Source organism: Helicobacter bilis ATCC 51630, from assembly GCF_000686565.1.
In the GTDB taxonomy this organism is placed as follows: Bacteria; Campylobacterota; Campylobacteria; order Campylobacterales; family Helicobacteraceae; genus Helicobacter_A; species Helicobacter_A bilis.
Genome location: NZ_JMKW01000024.1, coordinates 1 through 23891, shown reverse-complemented (window position 1 = coordinate 23891; position 23891 = coordinate 1). Strand labels below are relative to the sequence as shown.

Annotated in this window: 26 protein-coding genes and 1 tRNA gene; 17 read left to right on the top strand and 10 right to left on the bottom strand. The window is 35.4% G+C overall.

Annotated elements, in window-relative coordinates; genetic code table 11:
* Positions 1-20: 20 nt before the first annotated feature.
* Positions 21-536 carry a hypothetical protein gene (locus T368_RS0106035; protein WP_230455677.1) on the bottom strand — a complete coding sequence of 172 codons (516 nt, stop codon included), beginning with the start codon at positions 534-536 and terminating at the stop codon, positions 21-23.
* Positions 537-621: 85 nt separating this feature from the next.
* Here T368_RS0106035 and purF point away from each other — a divergent pair, with 85 nt between their 5' ends.
* Together purF and mnmL are read left to right on the top strand one after the other, a co-directional pair.
* Complete coding sequence (gene purF, locus T368_RS0106030; protein WP_004088947.1) at positions 622-2016, top strand: amidophosphoribosyltransferase; 1395 nt, start codon at positions 622-624, stop codon at positions 2014-2016.
* 19 nt (positions 2017-2035) lie between these two features.
* Complete coding sequence (gene mnmL, locus T368_RS0106025) at positions 2036-3028, top strand: tRNA modification radical SAM protein MnmL/YtqA (RefSeq protein WP_194146738.1); 993 nt, start codon at positions 2036-2038, stop codon at positions 3026-3028.
* A gap of 128 nt (positions 3029-3156) precedes the next feature.
* Here mnmL and T368_RS0106020 read toward each other — a convergent pair whose 3' ends face one another.
* Both T368_RS0106020 and T368_RS0106015 read right to left on the bottom strand, forming a co-directional pair.
* Positions 3157-3606 (bottom strand): GNAT family N-acetyltransferase, encoded by a 450-nt coding sequence (locus T368_RS0106020; RefSeq protein WP_034566653.1) that lies wholly within the window; start codon positions 3604-3606, stop codon positions 3157-3159.
* Between the two features lie 49 nt (positions 3607-3655).
* Positions 3656-4405: an SPASM domain-containing protein gene (locus T368_RS0106015; protein ID WP_230455678.1), complete on the bottom strand. Its 750-nt coding sequence runs from the start codon at positions 4403-4405 to the stop codon at positions 3656-3658.
* Between the two features lie 288 nt (positions 4406-4693).
* On the opposite strand from T368_RS0106015, the gene T368_RS0106010 reads away from it, so the two are divergent.
* Both T368_RS0106010 and pstC read left to right on the top strand, forming a co-directional pair.
* A complete protein-coding gene (locus T368_RS0106010; RefSeq protein WP_027338364.1) occupies positions 4694-5521 on the top strand; it encodes a substrate-binding domain-containing protein in 828 nt (275 codons plus the stop codon).
* Between the two features lie 395 nt (positions 5522-5916).
* A complete protein-coding gene (gene pstC, locus T368_RS0106005; protein ID WP_027338363.1) occupies positions 5917-6762 on the top strand; it encodes a phosphate ABC transporter permease subunit PstC in 846 nt (281 codons plus the stop codon).
* Between the two features lie 210 nt (positions 6763-6972).
* Here pstC and T368_RS0106000 read toward each other — a convergent pair whose 3' ends face one another.
* Positions 6973-7179, bottom strand: a complete 207-nt coding sequence (locus T368_RS0106000) for a hypothetical protein (protein ID WP_004088961.1) — start codon at positions 7177-7179, stop codon at positions 6973-6975.
* 89 nt (positions 7180-7268) lie between these two features.
* On the bottom strand, positions 7269-7571 hold the full coding sequence (locus T368_RS0105995; protein WP_138160868.1) for a FeoA family protein: 303 nt from the start codon (positions 7569-7571) through the stop codon (positions 7269-7271).
* 88 nt (positions 7572-7659) lie between these two features.
* Here T368_RS0105995 and hisC point away from each other — a divergent pair, with 88 nt between their 5' ends.
* The 6 genes from hisC (at position 7660) to T368_RS0105965 (ending at position 13455) form a co-directional block, all read left to right on the top strand.
* Positions 7660-8760 (top strand): histidinol-phosphate transaminase, encoded by a 1101-nt coding sequence (hisC, locus tag T368_RS0105990; RefSeq protein WP_004088967.1) that lies wholly within the window; start codon positions 7660-7662, stop codon positions 8758-8760.
* 21 nt (positions 8761-8781) lie between these two features.
* Positions 8782-10473: a flagellar basal-body MS-ring/collar protein FliF gene (fliF, locus tag T368_RS0105985; RefSeq protein ID WP_004088971.1), complete on the top strand. Its 1692-nt coding sequence runs from the start codon at positions 8782-8784 to the stop codon at positions 10471-10473.
* A 9-nt stretch (positions 10474-10482) separates the two neighbouring features.
* Complete coding sequence (fliG, locus tag T368_RS0105980; protein WP_027338362.1) at positions 10483-11514, top strand: flagellar motor switch protein FliG; 1032 nt, start codon at positions 10483-10485, stop codon at positions 11512-11514.
* The gene (gene fliH / locus T368_RS0105975) at positions 11501-12295 is read left to right on the top strand and encodes a flagellar assembly protein FliH (protein WP_004088976.1); all 795 of its coding nucleotides are present in this window, start codon (positions 11501-11503) and stop codon (positions 12293-12295) included. The genes fliG and fliH overlap by 14 nt, the downstream gene beginning before the upstream one ends.
* 17 nt (positions 12296-12312) lie before the next feature.
* On the top strand, positions 12313-13014 hold the full coding sequence (gene hisA / locus T368_RS0105970; RefSeq protein ID WP_004088977.1) for a 1-(5-phosphoribosyl)-5-[(5-phosphoribosylamino)methylideneamino]imidazole-4-carboxamide isomerase: 702 nt from the start codon (positions 12313-12315) through the stop codon (positions 13012-13014).
* 66 nt (positions 13015-13080) lie between these two features.
* Entirely contained in the window at positions 13081-13455 is a 375-nt protein-coding gene (locus T368_RS0105965; RefSeq protein WP_004088980.1) for a chemotaxis response regulator CheY, read from the top strand.
* A gap of 74 nt (positions 13456-13529) precedes the next feature.
* On the opposite strand, the gene T368_RS0105960 is transcribed toward T368_RS0105965, so the two are convergent.
* From T368_RS0105960 to T368_RS15440, 5 genes are all read right to left on the bottom strand, one after another.
* A complete protein-coding gene (locus tag T368_RS0105960) occupies positions 13530-14186 on the bottom strand; it encodes an outer membrane beta-barrel protein (protein ID WP_004088981.1) in 657 nt (218 codons plus the stop codon).
* 306 nt (positions 14187-14492) lie between these two features.
* Positions 14493-15158 (bottom strand): DNA-methyltransferase, encoded by a 666-nt coding sequence (locus T368_RS0105955; RefSeq protein WP_004088982.1) that lies wholly within the window; start codon positions 15156-15158, stop codon positions 14493-14495.
* A 9-nt stretch (positions 15159-15167) separates the two neighbouring features.
* Positions 15168-15398: a hypothetical protein gene (locus T368_RS0105950; protein ID WP_004088983.1), complete on the bottom strand. Its 231-nt coding sequence runs from the start codon at positions 15396-15398 to the stop codon at positions 15168-15170.
* A 201-nt stretch (positions 15399-15599) separates the two neighbouring features.
* Positions 15600-15800, bottom strand: a complete 201-nt coding sequence (thiS, locus tag T368_RS0105945) for a sulfur carrier protein ThiS (protein ID WP_004088984.1) — start codon at positions 15798-15800, stop codon at positions 15600-15602.
* Positions 15801-15832: 32 nt separating this feature from the next.
* The gene (locus T368_RS15440) at positions 15833-15982 is read right to left on the bottom strand and encodes a hypothetical protein (RefSeq protein WP_155116664.1); all 150 of its coding nucleotides are present in this window, start codon (positions 15980-15982) and stop codon (positions 15833-15835) included.
* Positions 15983-15998: 16 nt separating this feature from the next.
* On the opposite strand from T368_RS15440, the gene T368_RS0105940 reads away from it, so the two are divergent.
* The 7 genes from T368_RS0105940 (at position 15999) to leuC (ending at position 23360) form a co-directional block, all read left to right on the top strand.
* The gene (locus tag T368_RS0105940) at positions 15999-16829 is read left to right on the top strand and encodes a metallophosphoesterase (RefSeq protein WP_027338361.1); all 831 of its coding nucleotides are present in this window, start codon (positions 15999-16001) and stop codon (positions 16827-16829) included.
* Positions 16786-17733: a chemotaxis protein gene (locus tag T368_RS0105935; RefSeq protein ID WP_027338360.1), complete on the top strand. Its 948-nt coding sequence runs from the start codon at positions 16786-16788 to the stop codon at positions 17731-17733. The genes T368_RS0105940 and T368_RS0105935 overlap by 44 nt, the downstream gene beginning before the upstream one ends.
* A 91-nt stretch (positions 17734-17824) precedes the next feature.
* Positions 17825-20200, top strand: coding sequence for a hybrid sensor histidine kinase/response regulator (locus tag T368_RS0105930; protein ID WP_027338359.1), 2376 nt, complete (start codon positions 17825-17827; stop codon positions 20198-20200).
* Between the two features lie 2 nt (positions 20201-20202).
* A complete protein-coding gene (locus T368_RS0105925) occupies positions 20203-20706 on the top strand; it encodes a chemotaxis protein CheW (protein WP_004088989.1) in 504 nt (167 codons plus the stop codon).
* Between the two features lie 126 nt (positions 20707-20832).
* Positions 20833-20908 (top strand) — tRNA-Ala (locus tag T368_RS0105920).
* Between the two features lie 668 nt (positions 20909-21576).
* Positions 21577-22107, top strand: a complete 531-nt coding sequence (locus T368_RS0105915; RefSeq protein ID WP_004088990.1) for an NAD(P)H-dependent oxidoreductase — start codon at positions 21577-21579, stop codon at positions 22105-22107.
* Complete coding sequence (gene leuC / locus T368_RS0105910) at positions 22098-23360, top strand: 3-isopropylmalate dehydratase large subunit (protein ID WP_004088991.1); 1263 nt, start codon at positions 22098-22100, stop codon at positions 23358-23360. The genes T368_RS0105915 and leuC overlap by 10 nt, the downstream gene beginning before the upstream one ends.
* Positions 23361-23891 lie beyond the last annotated feature (531 nt).

The window sequence follows — 23891 nt, the reverse complement described above, 5'->3', positions numbered from 1 at the left end:
CCAAGTTATCAAGTATATATCTACCACGCCTCATCAATGCCGATTAAAATGCAGCTTGTAAGATATGGTGCAGCACAATAGGAAAATACCTTGCCGCCTTTGCCGATTTCATGCAGTGCAGAATAATATCTTTGAGCGAATTTAAAATATCTTACTTTTGCTTTTTTATCGCCAAACTCATCGGCTAAGATTCCCCCCACACTCACACCATCCAAGTCATTATGCTGACTTATCCACTCTATATAAAACATAGATAGAATCACATAAGTGTGATAGCCGTGCATTTGCCCTAGATTCATCTTGCTAAAAGCTGTGTGTGAGATAATCTTTTTGCCATTAAAGCGGACAAAATTTCTCTCATTTGATTGCTTATCGACTTGTTTATAATAGGCTTCTAGCTTTTTTGTATTTTTTTCTAACACTTCGCTTGTATCTATGTTTTTCCAAGTTTTATTTTGATTATATTTTCTTTGTGTATTTTCATTTGCATACAGCACAAAAAGATTGAAGAAAAGTAACAACAATATGCGGTGCATACAAAGCCTTTTTAAATTTTTGTTATTGTAGCTTAAAAACATTATGATACAATCCCTATTTATCATTTTAACCCAAGGCTTTTGTATGGATAAACACTGGAATGAGGAATGTGCTGTTGTTGGTGCATTTAACTGCGATGAAGCAGCCTTCATGGCATATTACGCCCTTTTTGCAATGCAGCACAGAGGGCAGGAGGCAAGCGGCATAGCAATAAGCAATGGCAAAAATATCACTACGCAAAAAGGGCAAGGACTTGTAACAAAGGTTTTTAGCAAATCAATCTTAGAAAAGCTAAAAGGCATGAATGCGGTAGGACATAATCGCTATGCAACTGCTGGGGCAGATTCTAATGGCGATTGTCAGCCTATTTTTGCGCGTTATGGCTTAGGTGAGATTGCTCTCGTGCATAATGGCAACCTTACAAATGCAAAAAACATTCGCCAATCACTCACACAGCAAGGTGCAATATTCCAAAGTAATTTAGATACAGAAGTCATTATCCATTTAATAGCAAGAAGCACAAAAAAGCATTTAACCCCGCGTATTATGGAATCTTTGCATGAGATTGAGGGGGCGTTCTCACTTGTGATTTTAAGTCGCTCTAAAATGTTTGCAGTAAGAGATAGATTTGGTCTTCGTCCATTAAGCTTAGGGGAGATAACCAATAAAGATGGCTCAAAAGGCTATATTGTAGCAAGTGAGACTTGTGCGTTTGATCTTGTTGGGGCGAGTTTTGTGCGAGATATTGAGCCGGGGGAATTAGTCGTATTTGAAAAAAATCGTAATAATGAAACAAAGATTATAAGCATAAAAGTCTTTGAAGAGATTCTAAAACCATGCGTTTTTGAGTATATCTATTTTGCCCGCCCTGATAGTGTCGTCTTTGGTAAAAGTGTGTATATGGTAAGAAAGAATTTAGGCAAACAATTAGCCTTAGAGCATAAGATTGATGCAGATATTGTTATGCCTGTGCCAGATAGCGGTCTTGCTGCTGCTATTGGATATAGCGAGCAAAGTAAAATCGCATTTGAGTTGGGATTAATTAGAAATCATTATGTAGGTAGAACTTTTATTGAGCCAACACAGGAGCTAAGAGAGCTAAAAGTGCGATTAAAGCTTAATCCTATTAGAGAAGTGATTGAGAATAAAAGGGTTATAGTTATAGATGATTCGCTTGTGAGAGGCACGACAAGTAAGGCTATCGTGCGATTGTTAAAACAAGCTGGTGCAAAGGAAGTGTATCTACTCATTTCTGCACCGCCGACTATCTCGCCATGCTATTATGGTGTGGATACGCCGAGTAAAAGTGAGCTTATATCTGCAAATAAAAGCAATGATGAGGTAAAAAAATTTATTGGTGCTGACTATCTTGGGTATCTCTCTTTAGAGGGCTTGAAAACTGCGGTAGAACCACATAATTATAGCTATTGTCAAGCGTGTTTTGATGGTAACTATTTGCATGATGTAGAATCAAAATAAAGGGGCATGGGTGAAGATAATGCTAACAGTTGGGCGATATTTTAAACAACGATTTGGTGAGAAAGTAAGAAAGATTCCAATATCTTTAAGCGGCTTTACTTGTCCTAATATTGATGGCAAGGTCGCAAAAGGTGGCTGCATTTATTGTAAAAATGAGACTTTTTCCCCATCACTTGTAATGAAAAAAAAGCAAGATTCTAATATAGAATCTATACAAGATACAAAAGATATTGCTAAGCTAAAAATGAACTTTTCATTGACAGAAAATCCATTATTACCTACGCAATTAAGGGAGCTTGAGACGCAATTCCACTATCATGCAAACTTTCATAAAAATAAATATGGTATAAAAAAATATATGGTATATTTTCAAAGCTTTACAAACACTTATGCACCATTTGACACACTCAAAGCCCTTTATACAAAGGCATTGAAGTTGTCTGATGTTGTAGGCATGAGTATAGGCACGAGAGTTGATTGCGTAGATTCTAAACTGCTTGATTTTTTAGGGGAATTTGTAAAAGAGGGTAAAGAAATATGGCTTGAGTATGGAATCCAATCTATCTATGAAGAGACACTAAAGCTTACAAACAGAGGGCATACTATGGAGGGTGTAGAATCTCTTTTTAAAGAGACAAGAAAAAGGGGGATAAAAGTCTGTGCACATTTAATCTATGGCTTACCTAATGAAAGCATAGATATGATGATACACTCCCTGCAAACGATTTTAAGCTATGGCGTAGATTCTCTAAAAATCCATCCACTCTATGTTGTGGAAGGCACAGCCCTAGCGCGCATGTATAAAAAGGGCGAATATACACCAATTAGCCTAGAAGACTATGGCGAAGCAATAGTACAATCACTCAAGCTTATCCCGCCAAATATTGTGATACAGCGAGTGAGTGCTGGAGCGCATGATGAGAGTTTAATCGCACCAAAATGGTGCTTTGATAAAAATATCCAAATGCGTTACTTACGCGATAGACTAAAAAAAGAGGGGATAGATTATTAAGTTTTTGTTGCTTTGTATTTATGCGATGTTTATTAAGTCTATTGTGTCAAAGTTTTTATAAACTATCTTAATATAACTTAATCATAAGAATGATTTTAATGCAATGCAACATTCAATCTAAACTACCCTTAACCCTCATTCAAGATTCGAGTATTTGCAGAATCTAAAATACATTCATAGAGATTCAAAGTATCTTTAAGCGACCAGTTAATCTCATGCCAAAAAAGATTCCCAAGAGAGTTATTCTTAAAAGCTACAAGATTAATATGCGTCGCACCCTCTTCTTTTAACCTCTCTTTCACAAATGCCACCATGCCTTTGCCGATTTGCTTATGGCGATATTCCTTTTGCACGCACACATGATAGAGATATGCACACCGCCCATCATAGCCGCATAATATGCTACCTACAATCTTATTATCACAGATAGCTACTACATTTGTATTTGGATTTTTTGTAAGAAATTTTTGCATACCTTCATAAGAATCATCAATAGTGCGGATATAAAATCCCTCAATGCTTTTCCAAAGTTTCAGCACTAAATCATAATCCTGTATAGTCATAACTCGCAGTTCCATAGCACACTTTCTTCATTAAAAATAAGCGTGAATTATAACACAAAATACTCTAAACACCACGAAAAGTGCAGTTCTCACATAATAATGGCAGATTCTTATAAGTCCTTAGTGAATCTTGTATATTTTTCATATCTTTGGAATATAGAATCTCACTAAAATCCTGTGTGTTAAAATCACCAAGTGGCATTTTTGCACTTGCATCAATGCAGCATGGGACAACCTTACCATTTGCAAGTATTGCAAGCTGCTTTATCGCCCCAAAGCAATAAGGCATATTTGGATAAATCTGCATATTTGCAATCTTAGAATCTTTTTGCAAAGCAGTCCATGTAAAAGCCCTATGAAATCGCAAGAAAAAATTCTTAGCTAAACGCAATCGCCTTTTTTCTGTTTGTAAAATCGCATTTGGGAATCTTTGCAAAAAATATGTGTAGTCATACTCCCCAAAAAGTCGCAGATTGATATAAAGATTTGGGGCATATATCTTTGCATATTCATAAAAAGCAAGGATTGTATCAAAATATTTTTCTATCTTTTTTCTTAAATGCTTATTATCAAATAGGGCATCAAGAGAAAAGCTAACTTGATGTATGTGCTTTTGTGTTAATAATGAAAAATGCTCTTTGTTTAAAAACGCACCACTACTCACAATATCAAACCTTACTTTATAATACGCCCCAATATCAATGTATGCAGATAGATTATCCACACGGAGCGGATCGCCTAATACATGCAGACTTACAAGCCTTGTGTGATTTGTAATCTGTGATATGATTTTTTCAAATAAAGCTAGCGGCATAACTCCCCTTAGTGCCTTTTTTGGCGTGCAAAAAGAGCAAGAAAGCTTACAAATATCAGTAATTTCAACATAAATTTTATGGAATTTCATATATTTACCTGCTTCAATATATCTTTGGAATAAATCGTGTTGGAATTATACTTTATTGTGGATTGTTGGGAATATATAATCATCAATAAATACATAGAATCACAAATCAATTTTACTAAAAATTTACATTCTTTATTTTGCAACTTTACAAGCTATATCTATACTTGCAGCACATTTTATTTGAAAGGATTTTTTATGATGAAAAAGTGTATATTAGGGCTTGTGGCAGGCTTAACTCTTGGTGCAAATATAGCTATGGCAGCAGAGAATATTTACCCTATTTCAAGGGAAATGGGATCTGGGACTCGTGGTGCTTTTACTGAAATCTTTGGGATTCAAAAAGAATTAAAAGGTAAGAAAATTGATGCTACCACAACGAAAGCAGAGGTTACAAACTCAACGGGTGTCATGATGACAACGGTGGCAAACTCTAAAAATGCTATTGGTTACATATCGCTTGGTTCCTTAAATGACACTGTGAAAGCAATAAGTGTTGAAGGTGTTATGCCAAGTGTTGAAAACATTAATAATAAGAGTTATAAAATCTCTCGTCCATTTAATGTGGTAATCAAGAAAAGCAATCCACTCATTGAAGACTTTTTAGCATATAGCATTAATGCGAAAGCAATCATTGAAAAGTCTGGCTACATTGCGACAAAAACTAAAAAATTTGTGAGTAAAAAACCTAAAGGAAAGCTTGTAATAGCTGGTTCTAGTTCTATCACACCGCTTATGGAAAAGCTTGTAGAATCTTATAAAAGTGTCAATCCAAATGTAGTGATTGAGATTCAGCAATCAGATTCTACAACAGGTGTTAATGTTGTGGTAGAGGGCATCGCAGATATTGGTATGGTGTCTCGTGAGGTAAAAGAAGCGGAGCTAAAAAGAGGGATTAGTGTGCGTGTATTAGCGATTGATGGTTTAGCTATTATTGTGAATAAGGCAAATCCTATCACAAATATCACAAAAGATAGCGTATATAAGATTTTCACAGGTGAAATGACGACTTGGGATCAAGTGAAATAATGAGATTAATCTCATGAGTTGTGGTGTAGGATTTGGGTTGCTTTAGAATCTAGCTTAGATTCTAATAGAGATTTTGATTAACATTCACAATAGCAAAAAAGATTTAGAGTTTTACTATTTTATCTCTACGCCATGCAACCACCAATAAGGGATTAGAATCTGTAATCTAAAACAAATTGTCATGTTGAATGTAGCGAAATGTTTCACATTGTATAATTTAAGGGAGATATTTCAGCTATGACTCAATATGACAAGAAACTATCCTTAAGTTAAGTAAGCAAAGAATTCATCACAAAGAGTAAAGATTCTTAAAACAACACTTATTGCAACAAAGTTTTGTTTTAAGAATCTAAATACAACGCTAAGCTCTATTATAAAGATTCTAAAGGAAATAAATGTTTAAAGAAAGATTTTTTCACACTTTATTTGCACTTTGTGCGATGGGATCTATTTTTGCGGTTTGTGCGATTTGCTTTTTCTTATTTGCAAATGCAATCCCTACGATGAAGCAAATCGGCTTTATGGACTTTATATTTGGGCTAGATTGGTATCCAGAACAGGAATTTTTTGGAATCTTCCCTATGATTATAGGCAGTCTGTGTGTAACCGCTCTTGCTATCCTTTTTGGCGTTCCGCTTGGGATTTTTAGCGCTGTGTATTTATCGCAGTTTTGTCCAAAAGGTCCAAAAAAGTATCTCATCATGGCGGTTGAGTTGCTTGGGGCTATCCCATCTGTTGTGTATGGATTCTTTGGTTTAGTGATTATTGTGCCGCTACTTGCTGGTATATTTGATGGCATACCGGGCAAAAGTGTATTGGCGGCGTCTTTCATTCTTACCATTATGATATTGCCTACAATCATTCTTGTATCAAAGGCTGCGATAGATTCTGTGCCGACAAGCTATTATGAAGGGGCGTTAGCGCTTGGAGCTAGTAGTGAAAGAAGTGTGTTTTTCGCGGTTTTACCTGCGGCTAAATCAGGCATTTTAGCATCAGTTATACTTGGCGTTGGTAGGGCTATTGGCGAGGCTATGGCTGTTATTATGGTTGCTGGGAATCAGGTGCAGCTTCCAAGTAGTGTGCTTGATGGTGTAAGGACTTTAACGACAAATATCGTGCTTGAGATGAGCTATGCAGAAGGCTTACATAGAGAAGTATTAATCGCAAATGCTGTCGTGTTATTTGTATTTATCTTGCTGATAAATGTATGTTTCAATCTTATTAAAAAAGAGAAGATTTAGAATCTTTGCCTATTTCTTCTATCTATTTTTGCTTAAGTGTGGAATAAATAAGCTTTCTAATATGTCATATTGGGGTTTAACATACATGTTTGTTTTTAGAAAGCAATATTAAATTCATTTTGAGAAATTTTACAAACCCTTTAAATAAATAAGCATATAAAAGAGATTTTTTAGACATCGCTAAACTTAAGTTATGATTCTAAATACAGCTTATTTACCAAAAGCTTTCTTCGTAATTGTAAATATAGAATCTAATCCCGCACTTAACATATTGCTATGAGTTTTCATTAATGCGTTACATTTAGGACAAATTATAGCCGCAATATCTTCAGCACCAATGCAATCACTTTTTGCTTGATGGTATTTCATATATCCGCATTTTTTACATACATAAAATACAGGTTTTGGTTGTATCATAATAATGCTCCAGAAAGTTATTTTGATAGAGTATTTGACAAGTGATTCTAGTTTCATTTTATATGGTATTCAATATGAATTAAATAATTTTATATTTTTTCAATTTCAATTAATTCCGCTTCACTCTTTCGCAGTGCCACTTGTGTGCCATTCACATATACACTATAAGTGTGTTGCCACATTGAGACATATCCAAGTCGCACAGAAGCCCCTTCATAAATACCTAGAGAATGCAGTCTTTGTGCGAGTAGATTCTGCATATTACATACAGATTTTATCCTATATGTTTCATTATGTTGCATATCAAGCAAAGTCATAATCACCACCACAATAATGTCTATTTTCAAAGTAAAAACTCTGTAAAATAGTAACATAAAAATATAAATTCGCAATCTTTATGCTACAATTTCGTTTTTAAGGTTACAATAAGCAATGAGACCTTGTTAGTGATTATGCCAGAGCGATTTATAAGGAAATATTATGAAATTTCACCAGCATATCTCTGTTTTGCCTACTTATGAAGTTGGAAAACCACTAGAGCTTGTTATGCGTGATTACAATATTGAGCCACAAAATATTATTAAGCTTGGTAGCAATGAAAATCCGCTAGGCACATCGCCGCTTGCAAAGGAAGCAATCCTTGAGAATGCGTGTAATGCATATATATATCCCGATGATTCTTACTATGAGCTTAAAGAATCTCTAGCAAAAAAATATGATATAGAAAGCAATCAAATCATTATTGGTAGTGGTAGCGACCAAATAATTGAGTTTTGCATACATGCAATTTGTGATAAAAATACTAAGGTGCTTATGGCAAAAACGACTTTTGCAATGTATGCTATCTATGCAAAGCATTGCAATGCTACTATTTTACGCACACCTGATTTTTTTCATAATCTAGATTCTATGTTGCAATATTATGAAGCACATAAGCCTAGCATAATCTTTCTATGTACGCCAAATAATCCGCTTGGAGAAGCGTTGCCTAAATCTCAAGTGATTGATTTTTTAAAAAAAATTGATAGAGAGAGTCTTGTAGTCCTAGATTGTGCATATATGGAGTATTGTGCGTATAAAGATTCTAATTATGCGATTAGCCCGAAGGATATTATAGATTTTCCGAATGTAATTTATCTGGGGACTTTTTCTAAAATATATGGATTAGGTGGTATGCGTGTTGGATATGGTATCGCAAACAAGACTATAATTGACACATTAAATAAGATAAGACCGCCTTTTAATATCACGACTTTAAGCCTTAAAGCCGCTAGTGCTAGTCTTTTTGATGAAGAGTTTTTGCTAGATTCTGTTACAAATAATTTTAGTGAAATGGAAAAATATAAGCAATTTGCAAAGCAATATGAGATTGATATTTTGGAATCTTATGCAAATTTTGTTACTTTTATATTGCATAATAAGTTAAATTCTACTAAAATAAGCAATTTATTATTACGGCAAGGAATTGTTGTGCGAGATTTGGCAAGTTATGGACTTAATGCTATGCGAATTACGATTGGAATCCCACAGCAAAATGACATTGTCATACAAAAATTAACAGATATACTACAAGATTTATAAATATTTTAAGGAAGGTGAGTTTTGGATTTTAAAGCGATATTTACGCAGTTACAAAATTTAATTAAAAAATTAAATCGAAAACAACAAATTGTTATTCTTGTAACTGTTGTTGTTTTTGTTGCTTTTTTATCATATCTCATTGTATCCTCTTTAGGTTCAAAGAAAGGGGATAGCGTCGATGGTTTTGGGATTCTCTTTTCAGCTGAGAATCCAGCAGATGCAGGGTCTGCGATAAGCTATCTTAAGCAGCAAAATATCCCCTATAAAATGATTAATGACAACACTATTGCAGTGCCACAAGACCAAGTCTTTGTTTTGCGTAATGAGCTTGCCGCACAGGGCATTATAAAAGGCAGGGTTGATTATGATATTTTTAATGAAAATAGCTTTGGTGCAACACAGAGTGAATTTGATGTTAAAAAACTGCGTGCAATTAAGGGACAATTAGAAAAGACATTAATGGCATTAGCCCCCATACAAGATGCAAGAGTTGAGATTGCAGAACCAAAAGATGATGTGTTTGTAAAAACTCGTGCAGTGCCTAGTGCAAGTGTAGCATTAACGCTTAGAGATGGCATGACACTCACACAGAATCAAATCTTTGGTATTCAAAACCTTATTGCAAATTCATTCAATGGACTTAAACCAGAAAATGTTATCATGGTGGATCAATATGGTAATCCACTAAATAAACGCGATGAAGCAACCATTGAAAACGAACAAGCATTTAAAAACTTTGCTTATAAGGTGCAGGCAGAACAAGAGATTGCAAATAAGATTAGACAATCATTAAGCAGGCTTGCTGGTGGCACAGACAGAATGACTGTGAGTGTGAATCTAGATTATGATTTTGGTAAGCAAGAAAGCACGGAGGAAATATATAGCAAAGAATCTGCTGTTGCAAGTGAGTCGGGTAAAGAGATAGAGAGAAAGGGACTTGCACCAAAAGATCCGGGTGGCGTCCCGGGTGTTATTAATAACATTGCTGAAGTTAAAGACTTAGATTCCAATAATAGAGAAGAGTATAGAGAAAGTCAGTTTGTTAAAAACTATATGCCCGATAAAAAGACAACGACTATGCGATTGCAAACCCCGCAACTTAAACGCATGACTGTTGGTGTTGTGATTGATGGGACTTATACTGAAGAGACAAATGAAGAAACGGGCTTTATTACGATGAAATATACCCCAAGAAGCCCAGAAGAGCTTGCAGAGATTAAAAAAATTGTCGAAGCAAGTTCAGGTTATGATGAAAATCGTAATGATATTGTAAGTGTTATTGCTGGACAGCTTAATGCTATTGGTTCTGGCACACCACCATTAACAAACTTTGAAAAAGTAGCCCAAGCGGTTGAAAAATATCTCGGTCCATTTATGCCGTTACTACGATATGTGCTTGTTGTTATCGTGCTATTCTTCTTCTATAAAAAGGTTATTGCACCATTTGCGGAGCGTATGCTTGAAGTGCATGAAGAAGAGGAGACAGAGAAACAACCGCTATTTGACTTTGATGATGATGATGATACGCTAAATAGGGCGAATGAAATGCGTAAAAGAGTGGAAGAACAGCTTGGTATTGGCGGTGGATTCAATGAAGATGCTGTAAAATATGATGTGTTGTTAGAGAAAATCAAAGAAGCAGTGAGAACGAAACCAGATGAGATAGCAGGTTTATTCCAAGCACTCATACGCGATGAAATCGAAATGAAATAAGGGGCAAAAATGGCAATGACCTTAACTCCAAAGCAAAGAGCACAATATGATGAACTCTCTATGTCCGAAAAGGTAGCGATTCTACTCATTCAAGTTGGTGAAGAAATCACAAGTGAAGTATTCCATCATTTAGATATAGAATCGATTACTGAAATCAGTAAGCATATCATGCAATTAGGTGGCACAGACAAGGCTGTGGGTGCTGCTGTATTGGAAGAGTTTTACACTATATTGCAGTCTAATCAATATATTAATTCTGGCGGTGTTGATTATGCAAGAGAATTGCTGATTAAAACACTTGGACCAGATATTGCAAAGAGAGTGCTTGATAAACTTGCAAAAACTATGCAATCTACCAAGAATTTTGGTTATTTGGATAAGGTAAAGCCGCAACAACTTGCAGACTTTATTGTAAATGAGCACCCGCAGACAATAGCCCTAATTCTAGCACATATGGATTCTGGTGGTGCAGCAGAAACTTTGGGCTTTTTTACAGATGAGCTGTGTGCGGAAATTTCTATCCGTATGGCAAACTTAGGGGATATTTCACCTTCTGTTGTAAAAAGAGTTTCAGCGGTGCTAGAGCAACAAGTAGAATCTCTTACAAGCTATAAAGTCGAAGTTGGTGGTCCTCGTGCTGTTGCTGAAATGTTTAACCGCATGGGACAGAAAACCGCAAAGGCTACATTGGCACAGATAGAGCAAAGAGACGAACAGCTTGCTAATGAGATTAAAGAAATGATGTTTACTTTTGAAGATATGATTAAGCTTGATAAGTCCGCTATCATTGAGATTCTAAAAGTTGCAGATAAGAAGGATTTAGCATTGGCGTTGAAATCAAGTGCTGATGAATTGAAGCAGAAGTTTATGAGTAATATGAGTTCGAGAGCAAGTGAGCAGTTTGCTGAAGAGATTCAGTTTTTAGGTGCGGTTAAAGTGCGTGATATAGAAGCGGCACAAAGAAAGATTATTGAGATAGTTCAAAATCTATCAGAACAAGGCTTAATACAATTAGGAGAACAAGACGATGTTATCTCGTAATCACAATCTCATACAAGATGAACAAAAAGGCGATCACTCAATCAATAAATATGAATTTAAAGCTATTGTGCCTTTAGAGATTCAGACAAATACAGATTCCACCGAAAATACAACCGATGAGCAAAATGTAGAGCAAGTGAATGCATATCGTCCGCCGACTATGAACTCTTTAGAAAAGGAATTAATCGAAAAGCTATTGCATAAAAGTGATGAGTTATCCGGGAATCTTGCAAAGCTTGAAATGCAGTTTGAAAAAAATCAAGTAAGCATGCAAGAAACACTTGAAAAAACAAGTGATGAGTCATATAAAAGGGGATTTGAAGAGGGAAAAAATGAAGCAAAACAAGCAATGGAAGCAGAGATACAAGCAGAGCGTGAAAAGATAGTGCAATCATTGATCACTTTAGAAAATACACTAAAACAATCACAAATCCATCTTGAAGCCCTTGAAAAAGAGTTAAGTTCTATTGCTATTGATATGGCAAAAGAAGTTATAGTAAAAGAAATTGAGGAAAATTCACAGCGGGTTGCTTTGGAACTTACAAGATCTTTACTATCAAATATTATGGAAGCAACACAAATTGGTATTAAGGTCAATCCTATTGATTATGTGTATTTGAAGGAAAATCTAAAAGATAAAGAAAAAATACAGATTGAAGCGGATAATGCCATTTCTCGCGGTGGCGTTGTTATCTCATCAAATCTTGGTAATCTCGATGGAAATGTAATGTCTCGCTATAAGATGCTGAAGCAGTCAGTGTTGGATAATTTAAATGATTAGAATCTAGGATAAAAATCATGGCAATTTTATTTCCTGCAATAGATTTGTTAGGCGGAAAGGCTGTGCGTTTAACAAAGGGTGAGAAAAAAAGTGCTAAAGAGTATGGTAATGCCCTTGATTTTGCGAAATATTTTGAAGATTGCGGTGCAAAATGGCTTCATATAGTGGATTTAGATGGTGCATTTGAGGGAAGTCCAAAAAATCTTAGTGTCATAGAAAATATTGCAACTGAAACTAACCTGCAAATACAAGTTGGCGGTGGAATTCGCACTGAAGACACTATAAAAAATTACCTAAATGCTGGTGTATGTCGCACGATTTTAGGCTCTATCGCCCTGCAGAATCTAAACTGGACTATATTAATGGCAGAAAAATATCCAATTGCTTTAAGCATAGATTCTAAAGATGGCAATATTGCTACTCATGGTTGGGTAAATGTGAGTGAAATAAAAGCAATTGATTTTGCCGCGAAACTAAAAGGCAGTAGTGTGCAGGCAATAGTTTGCACGGACATTCAACAAGATGGTATGCTTTCTGGTATTAATTTTGCTTTGACCGAAAAGATTGCGGAAATTAGTGGCATTTTTACCATCGCAAGTGGTGGTTTTTCTGGACAGAAAGATTTAGATATGTTGCATAATTACCCAAAAGTTGGCGGTGTAATCATAGGAAAGGCATTTTATGAAGGTAAGCTTGATTTTAAAAATGTAAAATTTTAATCTTGGTTATTAAAAGTATGTTATAATACACCGATGAAGATTTAATTAATTTATAAGGAGCAAACATTGAAATTGCTTGTAGTTGATGATAGTTCTACGATGAGACGGATTATTAAAAACACTCTTCAAAGACTTGGTTATGAAGATATTTTAGAGGCTGAGCATGGAGTTGAAGCTTGGAATCAGATGAGTACCATTGAGGGTATTAATGTCTTGATTACAGACTGGAATATGCCAGAGATGAATGGCTTAGAGCTTGTAAAAAAAGTGCGTGCAGAAGAAAAGTATAAAGATATTCCAATTATTATGGTAACAACTGAAGGTGGAAAATCAGAGGTTATAACTGCGTTAAAAGCTGGAGTTAATAACTATATTGTTAAGCCTTTTACACCACAGGTTTTAAAAGAAAAACTAGAAGTTGTGCTAGGAATTAACGAGTAATTGTTTGGCTTTCTAATACCCATTCACGCTTATCTAAAGAGACATTACATAAGCGTGAGAATTGTAAAATCCTATTAGAATAAATAAGAATAGTTCGCACCTAAGAATACTTGAAATCCTATGATATTTTCTGTCGCTTTTGAGTGTGTAACGACACTTTTTGTTGAAAACTCAAATTGATGATGTCTTGCCACAAGTGTTCTAACTCCAAAGTTTAGCCCTATAGTAACACCACTAAAAGTTGGGATATTCATGTTTTGAATCGTAAGTGCGCTACCGCCCGGATATAGCGTAGTCATATATCCAGCCCCCATGCCGACATATATACCAACTCTTTGAGATTCTGTGCTAGTGAAATCATGTAAAAAATCCATATTTATATCACCAATCATGGTAATACCAGACACTTTTAAATCACCAAAAGCATAACTTGGTGCACCAAAAACACCACCAATGCTAAGGTAATATCTCATGCCATTTTCTCTATCAAAATATCTCTGTCCACCTATACGCAGATTGAGACCAAAACCCGCATTAACTTGCATTGTCTCTTTAGCTGGGACACCGCCTTGCCCAGCGTTACCACTAATTGTTAATCCTGTATTTGTAAGTGCTCCAACAGAACCACCAAAATCAACACCAAGAAAAAAGCCATTCCCTTTACTATCAGCAAATGACATATTGACACAAATACAACTTGCAACAACAACACTCAATAGATGCTTTTTCATACATATCCTTTATAAAAAATCCATAACATAATCGTTCATTTACACTTTTTTTAAAACTATAAAATACAGATAACACATTTTTTTGCTACCAGCACAATAAATACAAATAATGATTTTATATGTTGGTCTAGCGGTTATATAGCTTTTAATCCCACAAATAGCAATATATAAAATACTTAGAAGCTCTCATAAATCTATATTTTGGATTACAATAACAAATCACAAAGCAATATTAAGTTTTTTTTTGGTGAATTAGTCGTTAGAATCTTATTTGTGCGTTGCTTCAAATTAATGAATATAATGAATTTATAGCAATGCGCTAAGATTTGTGCCAATAAACTCTCGCCCTAAATCCTTTGCACACTCAAACACGCTAAAGCTCCCACTTGCTGGATCAAGCACTAAATCCCCCTTATTCGTGCAAGATTCTATTAAAGCCTTCTGCAATCCTTTAGGCTTTGAATGCGGATGAATCTTTAGTTTATCGTTTGGAATCTTTTCACTCCACACATCGCGGATATTATGAAGCCGCCAAGTGTTTTTAGCCCTAACTGGTGCTTTTTGCAAAACAAGCAGATACTCGCTCTGTCGCCTTGTGCGATAGCCCATACCCATTTTGAGTTTATCCCAAGTGATGAGATCTACTACCTGCAAACTTGTTTGCTCTATCCACGCTTTTACCCCCTCGCATAGATGAAATTTATCAATCCACAGCATCAAATAGCAGCTAGGCTTTAGCACTCTATCAATCTCGCATATAAAACTTTGAATCTGCCCTTCACTCATCTGCACAAGAGTGCTTCTGCCCTTTTGTCGCTCTCCTTCATTCCCATAACGCATTTTATCAAGCACCCCACGATACTGCGGATCAAAAAAACACAAATCAACACTGCAAGATTCTAAACTCCCCATAAGGTCTAAACCATCAATATTAAGTCTAGTATTTAACGGATATGTTGTTTTAGATTCCATATTATGCCTTCATTGTTGTTGTAATTTTTGCTTGATTTTATTATGAACACTTTCTATTTTTAATAATTCATCTATTACAAATTCAAAATTGCTATTACACGCTTCGTGTCTTTGCCTATCAATCCTTGCTTTATCAATTCCTAAAATATTGCAAAATTCATCTCCACTCATTGCTTCTTTTTCTGAAATATATCCTTTAAAGCCACTTACAATCTTTGTTTTGTCGTGCTGATTAAACATACAGACCTTAATCTCAGACTACCAAGGATATGGCAATTTATTAGCAAGTGCATTTGAGTATGTGTTAAGATTATTGACTTCTCCTTGTGATTTTTTCGCATCAAAATTATCACTATCTACCATCTTATGATTATAGAATCTAAGCTAGGATTTCACAAGAATTACTTAGATTCTAACCTACAAGTCATATTTAAAATCTAATCAACCACCACTCATAAATTGCAAAAGCTCTAGCTTATCATGTTCTTTCAAATGCACTTGTGTCCATGCGTCTTTTTTAACTACATTTGCATTTAGAGAGATGGCTATGATTTTATCTTCTACTTCTAATTGCTCTAAAAGCTGTGTGATTGTGATGTTATCCGCTATATTTTGATGTTCGCCATTAATAGAAATCTGCATGATATTCTCCTAATAAAAAGATAAAAAACGCTTCATTCTAACATACTTCTGTCAAACTCACTTAAGATTCTATGTATATTTATAGCGATATGCGTTAAGGTGCGATACAAAGTTACATTCTTATAGAATCTTAGAAAAATATCGCAGGATTTTTGTGCTATCATTTTATAGAAACTAAACACATTAAAAAGCAAAAAAATGACAATTATTAATGATTTTACAATTAGAGAAGATGCCTTTTTTATAGCAGATTCACACTTTAAAGAAAATGATGTGAATCTTTTAGAATATTTTGATAATTTTCCCCCGCAACGACAGATTATTTTAATGGGTGATATATTTCATTTTCTTATCGGCAGCGTTCATAGTAGTTGCGTTGCAAATAGGGGGCTTATAGAAAAGATTGCCAAGCTAACTTTTAGCAATGAGATTATAATAATAGAGGGAAATCATGATTTTGGATTAGATTCTGTATGGAGGGGTTATGATTATAATGCTAAGAATCTAAGGATTTATGCCTATTGCATGCAGCCGCTTATCATAAAAGGCAGTAATGAGACAATATATATATTAGCCCATGGTGATTTATGGATTAATAAAAATTATGATTCTTATCGTAAGTTTATTACTAAACCTTATGTCTTATTTATTTTTCGGTTACTTGATACACTAAGTTGTGGTATAATTTACAAAGCAATTGCAGCTCGTATAAATCAAAAACTGATTGCAGAATTTTCATTTTTTCGCACTGATTTTCTACATTTTATGTCTGAAAGGATTGTAAAATATAAATCTCATGTTATTCAGAAACTAATTAATGATGGATTTGCCACAGGTATTACAAAGTTTTGTATTATAGAGGGACATTATCATTTAGGACAACATGTAAAGGAAGAAAATGTTTTTTATAACGCATTGCAATCGTGTTATTTTCACAAAGATTATCTTAGTTTTAAACAGGGCAGCTTGTTTATAGAGGTGGCGTATGGAACAGAAGAAAGCATATCAGACAAAAATATCCTCCAATGAAATAGAATTGGTAGATTTTAGAATCAATGAACAAACTAATGGCGAAGTATATGAGGGTATCTATGGTATAAATGTCGCAAAAGTCCAAGAGATTATACAAATGCCAGAAACTTTTGAGTTACCAGCTAGTCCAGATTATGTCATCGGTGTATTTGATCTTAGAGGTATTATTATACCCCTTGTAGATTTAGCAACATGGCTTAATATTAAGGACAGAGAGGCAGATTTACCCCTACACAAAAAGCGAGTGATTATCACTGAATTTAATAATTTAAAGATAGGTTTTTTAGTGCATGAAGCAAAGCTTATTAGACGCATTGGCGGGGATAATGTCCAAGCTGCACAATTTAGCTCAAATAGCCATAATTTAGAACGCGGTAAAATCACAGGCACAACACGCATAGAAGATGGCAAAACACTTTTAATCCTTGATTTAGAGGGCATTGTTGATGATCTCGATTTTTATAGTGATAAACAAGATAAAAAAGAGTTGCAAGAAGTAACTAAGAAGTTTAGCGGACATGTATTAATCGTAGATGATAGCACTATTGCTCGCTCTTTATTGAAAACGAATCTCAAAAAAATGGGCTTTACCGTGATTGAAGCACATGATGGCGAAATGGCATTGCAAACGCTAAATGACTTGTATGTGGAAAAAAATGGAAATCTCACTTCATTTATACGCTTTATTATATCTGATATTGAAATGCCTAAAATGGATGGCTTCCATTTCGCAGAAATCATTAAAAGCGATGAAAGATTCCAATCTATACCATTTATATTTAACTCGTCCATTTGTGATAAATTTAGTGAGCAAAAAGGGCGAGATATTGGTGCGGATGCCTATTTAGTAAAGTTTGATGCACAGACTTTTTATGATGAAATTATAAAAATTTTGGAATAAACCAAAAATATTTTTTTTTATGTTATAATTGGCAGTTATGAAAAAGCATGGATAATGCAATACATAATTTATAGTTATTTAGAGGTGTTAAATGAATGATGATATGCAAGAGATAATGGAGGACTTTCTGATTGAAGCCTTTGAGATGGTCGAGCAACTTGACCAAGATTTGGTTGAATTGGAAAATAACCCTGAAGATTTAGATTTGTTAAACAGGATTTTTAGGGTAGCACACACTATAAAAGGTTCAAGTTCATTCTTAAATTTTGATGTTTTAACGCATTTAACACACAATATGGAATATGTGCTTAATAAAGCTCGTAGGGGTGAGCTTAAAATCACGCCTGATGTGATGGATGTGATTCTAGAATCTATTGACTTAATGAAAGCCCTTTTAAGCGTTATCCGTGATAATGGGACTGATGCAAATAGTGGTATTGATGTAAGCGATTGCGTGAAGCGTTTGCAAGCTATCTCAAAAGGTGAAGCGATTGATGAAGCAACCGCAGAATCTCCAGCTACAGAGGCAGCACCTACACAAGAAGCACAACAGGCTAATACAGAATCTAGTAGCACAGAGAGTGCAGAATCTGCGTCAGCAGATTCTGAAGAAGAGCCAGATTATGCTAATATGTCGCCAGAAGAAGTAGAAGCAGAAATAGCAAGATTGCTTGCAAAAAGACAAGAAGAAGATAAGAAGAGAAGGCAAGAGAAAAAGCAAGAAGAAGCACAAGCAAAAGCCACAGAACAAAAGGCAACGCCTGCTGCAGCCCCAGTCGCAAAGGCAGCACCTAAAGCGGAAGCAGGTGGGCAAAAAGCACCTTCTGTTGCAGTAGAGCCAACCGTGCGTGTAGATGTAAAAAGACTTGATCACCTTATGAATCTTATTGGGGAATTAGTTTTAGGTAAAAACAGACTCATTAGAATCTATGGTGATGTTGAAGAGCGATATGATGGGGAGAAATTCCTTGAAGAGTTAAATCAAGTCGTAAGCTCAATTAGCACTGTAACGACAGATTTACAACTTGCGGTTATGAAAACAAGAATGCTTCCTGTTGGTAAGGTGTTTAGTAAATTCCCAAGAATGGTGCGAGATCTAAGCAGGGAGCTTGGCAAAAACATTGATCTGATCATTAGTGGTGAAGAAACAGAGCTTGATAAATCCATTGTAGAAGAGATTGGCGACCCGCTTATCCATATTATTAGAAACTCATGCGACCATGGTATCGAAGTGCCAGATGTGAGAAAAGCAAATGGTAAAAGTGAAGTTGGTAAAGTCGAGCTTAAGGCTTACAATGAGGGGAATCATATCGTCATTGAGATTAAAGATGATGGTAAAGGGCTTGATGCTGAAATGCTGAAAAAGAAAGCTATTGAAAAAGGGCTTATCAACGAGAGAGATGCTGAAAATATGAGCGAAAAAGAAGCATTTGGTATCATTTTTAGACCGGGCTTTTCTACCGCGGCAAGCATTACGAATGTAAGCGGTCGTGGTGTAGGCATGGATGTTGTGAAAACAAATGTTGAAAAGCTTAATGGTATCATAGAAATAGATTCTGAACTTGGCGTAGGCACGACACAGAAGTTAAAGATTCCATTAACACTAGCTATTATGCAAGCCTTGCTTGTTGGAGTGCAAGAAGAATACTATGCTATACCACTTAGCTCGGTATTAGAAACCGTGCGTGTATCACAAGAAGAGATTTATACCGTTGATGGTAAAAGCGTATTGAGACTAAGAGATGAGGTATTAAGCCTTGTGCGATTAGCAGATATTTTCAAGGTAGATTCTGTCTTAGAAAGTCTTAATGAAGTCTATGTTGTTATCATTGGTTTAGCGGAGCAAAAAATCGGTGTAATTGTAGATTATCTCATCGGGCAAGAAGAGGTTGTTATTAAAAGTTTGGGCTACTATCTCAAAGGCACAGAGGGCATTGCTGGAGCTACCGTTAGGGGAGATGGTAAAATTACCTTAATCGCTGATGTTGCCGCAATGATGGATATGGCAAAAGATGTTAAGGTAAGTGTGAATAATCTTATTTCTCAAAGCACTGCCGCAAAAGCCAAAAACTCACCAAGCGATTACATTGTATTAGCAATCGATGATAGCACAACAGATAGAACGATTATGAAAAAATGCTTGAAACCTTTAGGTGTTACAGTGCTTGAAGCAAGCAATGGGCTAGAGGGACTTGAGATTGTAAAAAGTGGCGATCATGACCTTGATGCCGTGCTTGTTGATATTGAAATGCCTAGAATGGATGGCTACACTTTCGCAAGTGAGGTAAGAAAATACAATCGATTTAAAAACTTGCCGCTCATTGCAGTAACGAGCAGGACAAGCAAAACAGATAGAATGCGTGGTGTAGAATCTGGTATGACAGAATATATTACAAAGCCATATACGCCTGAATATTTGTTGAATGTCGTAAAACGAAATATTAACTTGCAAGTAGATGGAGAATAAGAATGGATAATAACGCATTAAAAGATGTATTTGCAAAACAGCAAAAGCAAAATGTGGGAGAAGAGTTGCATAGTGATTCTGAACATATCGTGCAATTAATTGGTTTTGTGGTGGGAACTGAAGAGTTTGCAGTGCCTATTTTAAATGTTAAAGAGATTATAAAACCTATTGATTTCACTCGTGTGCCGGGTACCCCAAATTATGTAATGGGTGTATTTAACCTGCGTGGAAATGTATATCCACTCATTAACCTTAGAATGAAGTTTGGTATCCCACAAACAAAACAGGATAAGGATACACGCTATTTAGTTGTGAATCATAATGATGAAATCGCTGGTTTTGTTATCGATAAATTGACAGAAGCTATAAGGATTGATGGAAATCAAATCGATCCCATACCAGATACTTTCAATGAGCAAGAAAACTTATTATATGGTATTGCAAAGCAAGGTGATAGATTAACTACAATATTACGCGTTGATAATCTTTTGAAAAGAAATTTCTAAGATTCAAAAAATATTTGTTTCTTAATGAAATAAAGAATGGTATATGCACTCTCGTTCTTTATTTGATCAAAAGATGACATACCATTCATTTTAAGATATTAATAGATAGCTCTAGAGACTTCATTTGGGGTGTTAGCTCAGTTGGGAGAGCGCAACGCTGGCAGCGTTGAGGTCAGGGGTTCGAACCCCCTACACTCCACCAAAATTATGCCCCATTGCGCTACTTTCTCCATATAATACTTATCAGAAAGTTAAGGATACAACATATTGTTATGGTTATATTCTCACGGATAAAAGTTTATTGATTGTGGTAGAGTATGGAATCCCTATAAACTCCTTTGTTATAAAATTCCTGATAAAAGATTAAATACACAACACTTCTTTACCACCCTTTTTAACAAAACATATTGCACTCTTACTAAATAACATATAATAACAATCTTTGTTCAAGATAAGCAAAGTAACTCATGAATATAATTTACATACACAATAAGAATAGTAGCTAAATTAACTAAAGATAATGGGCTAACTTACTTCATGTTTCACAGGATTATGTTTTTAAGTAATATCCAAATAATATTCCATTCGCTTAGTTTCTTAATCTTTATTCTTTATAACTCGTATTTGTCTCCACACAAATTAAAAGATCTAAATGCTATACTCATAATATTTTGTATCATTGTATATTACAATGACTATCGATCGTCTATACTATATTCCATAATATTCTTATATTTGATAGAATAAGAATATTATGGAATATTTTTACCTAATTTATATTGCTATATTATATTAAAATATATAATTTGATAAAAATTATAAAATAACATGCTATAATGCAATTTTATGCTGTAATAAAAAAGGAAGATTATGCAAACACTACTTATTTTTTCACACACATTTTGGAAAGATTCTAAAGTCAATAGGGCGTTACTAGAATCTGCCAAAACGCTCTCAAATGTGAAGATTCACAATCTCAATGAGAGCTATAAAGACGGCGTGATAAACGCAGAATCTGAAGTGGCATTACTCAAAGATTCACAAAAAATCATCTTTCAATTTCCGCTGTTTTGGTTTAGCACACCTGCACTTATGAAAGAGTGGCAGGATAGGGTTTTGACACATATTTTATATGGCAAAGATTCTAAGCTACTGCAGGGCAAAAAGTTTCAAGTCATTACGACTTTGGGCGGGGCAAAGGATAGCTATGATGGGCATCACGGATATAGCCTTAATACGATTTTAAGCCCGCTTACAAGTGCGTTTAAGTATTGTGGCTGCGAGATTTTGGAATCTTTTGCTATCTTTAGTGCAAAGGTGGATACACTGCCTATGCAAGAGTATTTAGAGACATTGCAAAATGATAAACAACAATCAGTAGGGAGCAAAATATGGGAATGACAATGAGTCAAAAAATCTTAGCTGATAGAGCGGGATTAGAATCTGTCAAGGCAAATGATTTAATAAGAGCCAAGCTAGATATGGTGCTAGGCAATGACATCACCACGCCTGTGGCAATCAACGCCTTTAAACAAGCAAAATTCACGCAAGTTTTTGATAAAAATAAAATCTCACTTGTAATGGATCACTTCGCACCAAATAAGGACATAAAAGCCGCTACGCAATCTCAGCAATGCCGCTGTTTTGCTAATGACTTTGATATTAAGCATTACTATGATGTGGGGAATATGGGGGTAGAACACGCCCTTTTACCCGAGCAAGGCATTGTAACAATCGGCGATTTGATTATCGGGGCAGATTCTCACACTTGCACTTATGGGGCGTTGGGTGCGTTTAGCACGGGTGTGGGAAGCACGGATATGGCTGTGGGTATGGCAACAGGCGAGGCGTGGTTTAAAGTCCCAAAGGCGATGAAGTTTAATCTCAAGGGCAAACTCCGCCCTTATGTGAGTGGTAAAGATGTGATTTTGCATATCATCGGTAAAATCGGCGTTGATGGGGCGTTGTATAAAAGTATGGAGTTTAGCGGGGAAGGGCTAAAAAATCTAACCATTGATGATAGGCTTTGCATTGCGAATATGGCGATTGAAGCGGGGGCGAAAAATGGCATTTTTGAAGTAGATGATATTACGATTGAATATGCTAAGGGACGCACGAGCAAGGAGTTTAGAATCTACAAGGCTGATGAAGATGCCGAGTATGAAGAAGTCTTTGATATTGAGCTAGATTCCATAGATCACACCGTGGCGTTTCCGCATTTGCCTGAAAATACGAAAGAAAGAGAGCAGTGGGGCGAGATAAAGATAGATCAAGTTGTCATCGGCTCTTGCACGAATGGTAGGCTAAGCGATATGGAAGTGGCAGCAAATATTCTAAAGGATAAAACAATAGCAAAAAATACGCGTTGCATCATCATTCCCGCTACGCAAAATATCTATTTAGAGTGTATTAATCGTGGGTATTTAGAGATTTTTATTAAAGCTGGAGCGGTGGTATCTACGCCTACTTGCGGTCCTTGCCTTGGCGGACATATGGGAATCTTAGCGGCAAATGAAAAATGCGTCTCTACTACAAATCGCAACTTTGTAGGCAGAATGGGACATACCACAAGCGAAGTATATCTTAGCTCCCCTGAAGTGGCAGCAGCAAGTGCGGTAAGGGGGATTCTAAGCTCCCCACAAGATGTTATTTGAGTTGTGGGGGGGGGATAAACAACCTGTATTGTGCAGGCTTAGAATCTAATGCAATGTTTAATAAACCTACCTTAATTTTATCCCTACTCGCTTATTTCTATACAAAGCGTGATTTACTCTTGTGTCTCCTTATTCTCAAGCAAAACCATAACTTCGTTTTTTCTTTGTTATATCATGTTATTGTACATTGTTTTTCCTTTCTCTAATTTTTTGCAAGAATAACCACACTTATGCCTAAGATAGTTATGCAAAGGCTATTCAAAGATAAAATCATATGCTCCATTTAATATCCTTTCAAAAACATAATGCAATATAAAAAATAAATTCTAAAACCTACAACATTAATTTCAACTTCTAATATATAACTACATCAACCGCCAATTTATATTTGAAATAAATGCGGGTTATAAATCTCATAAACAAACCTAAGCCTATATTCTCAAGTAGCTTCCACATCGTTTGCCCCTTTTTCTAATCTATCAACCTTTTTTCTTAAAATATAGATTCCATAGATTAAACCTACATTTACTG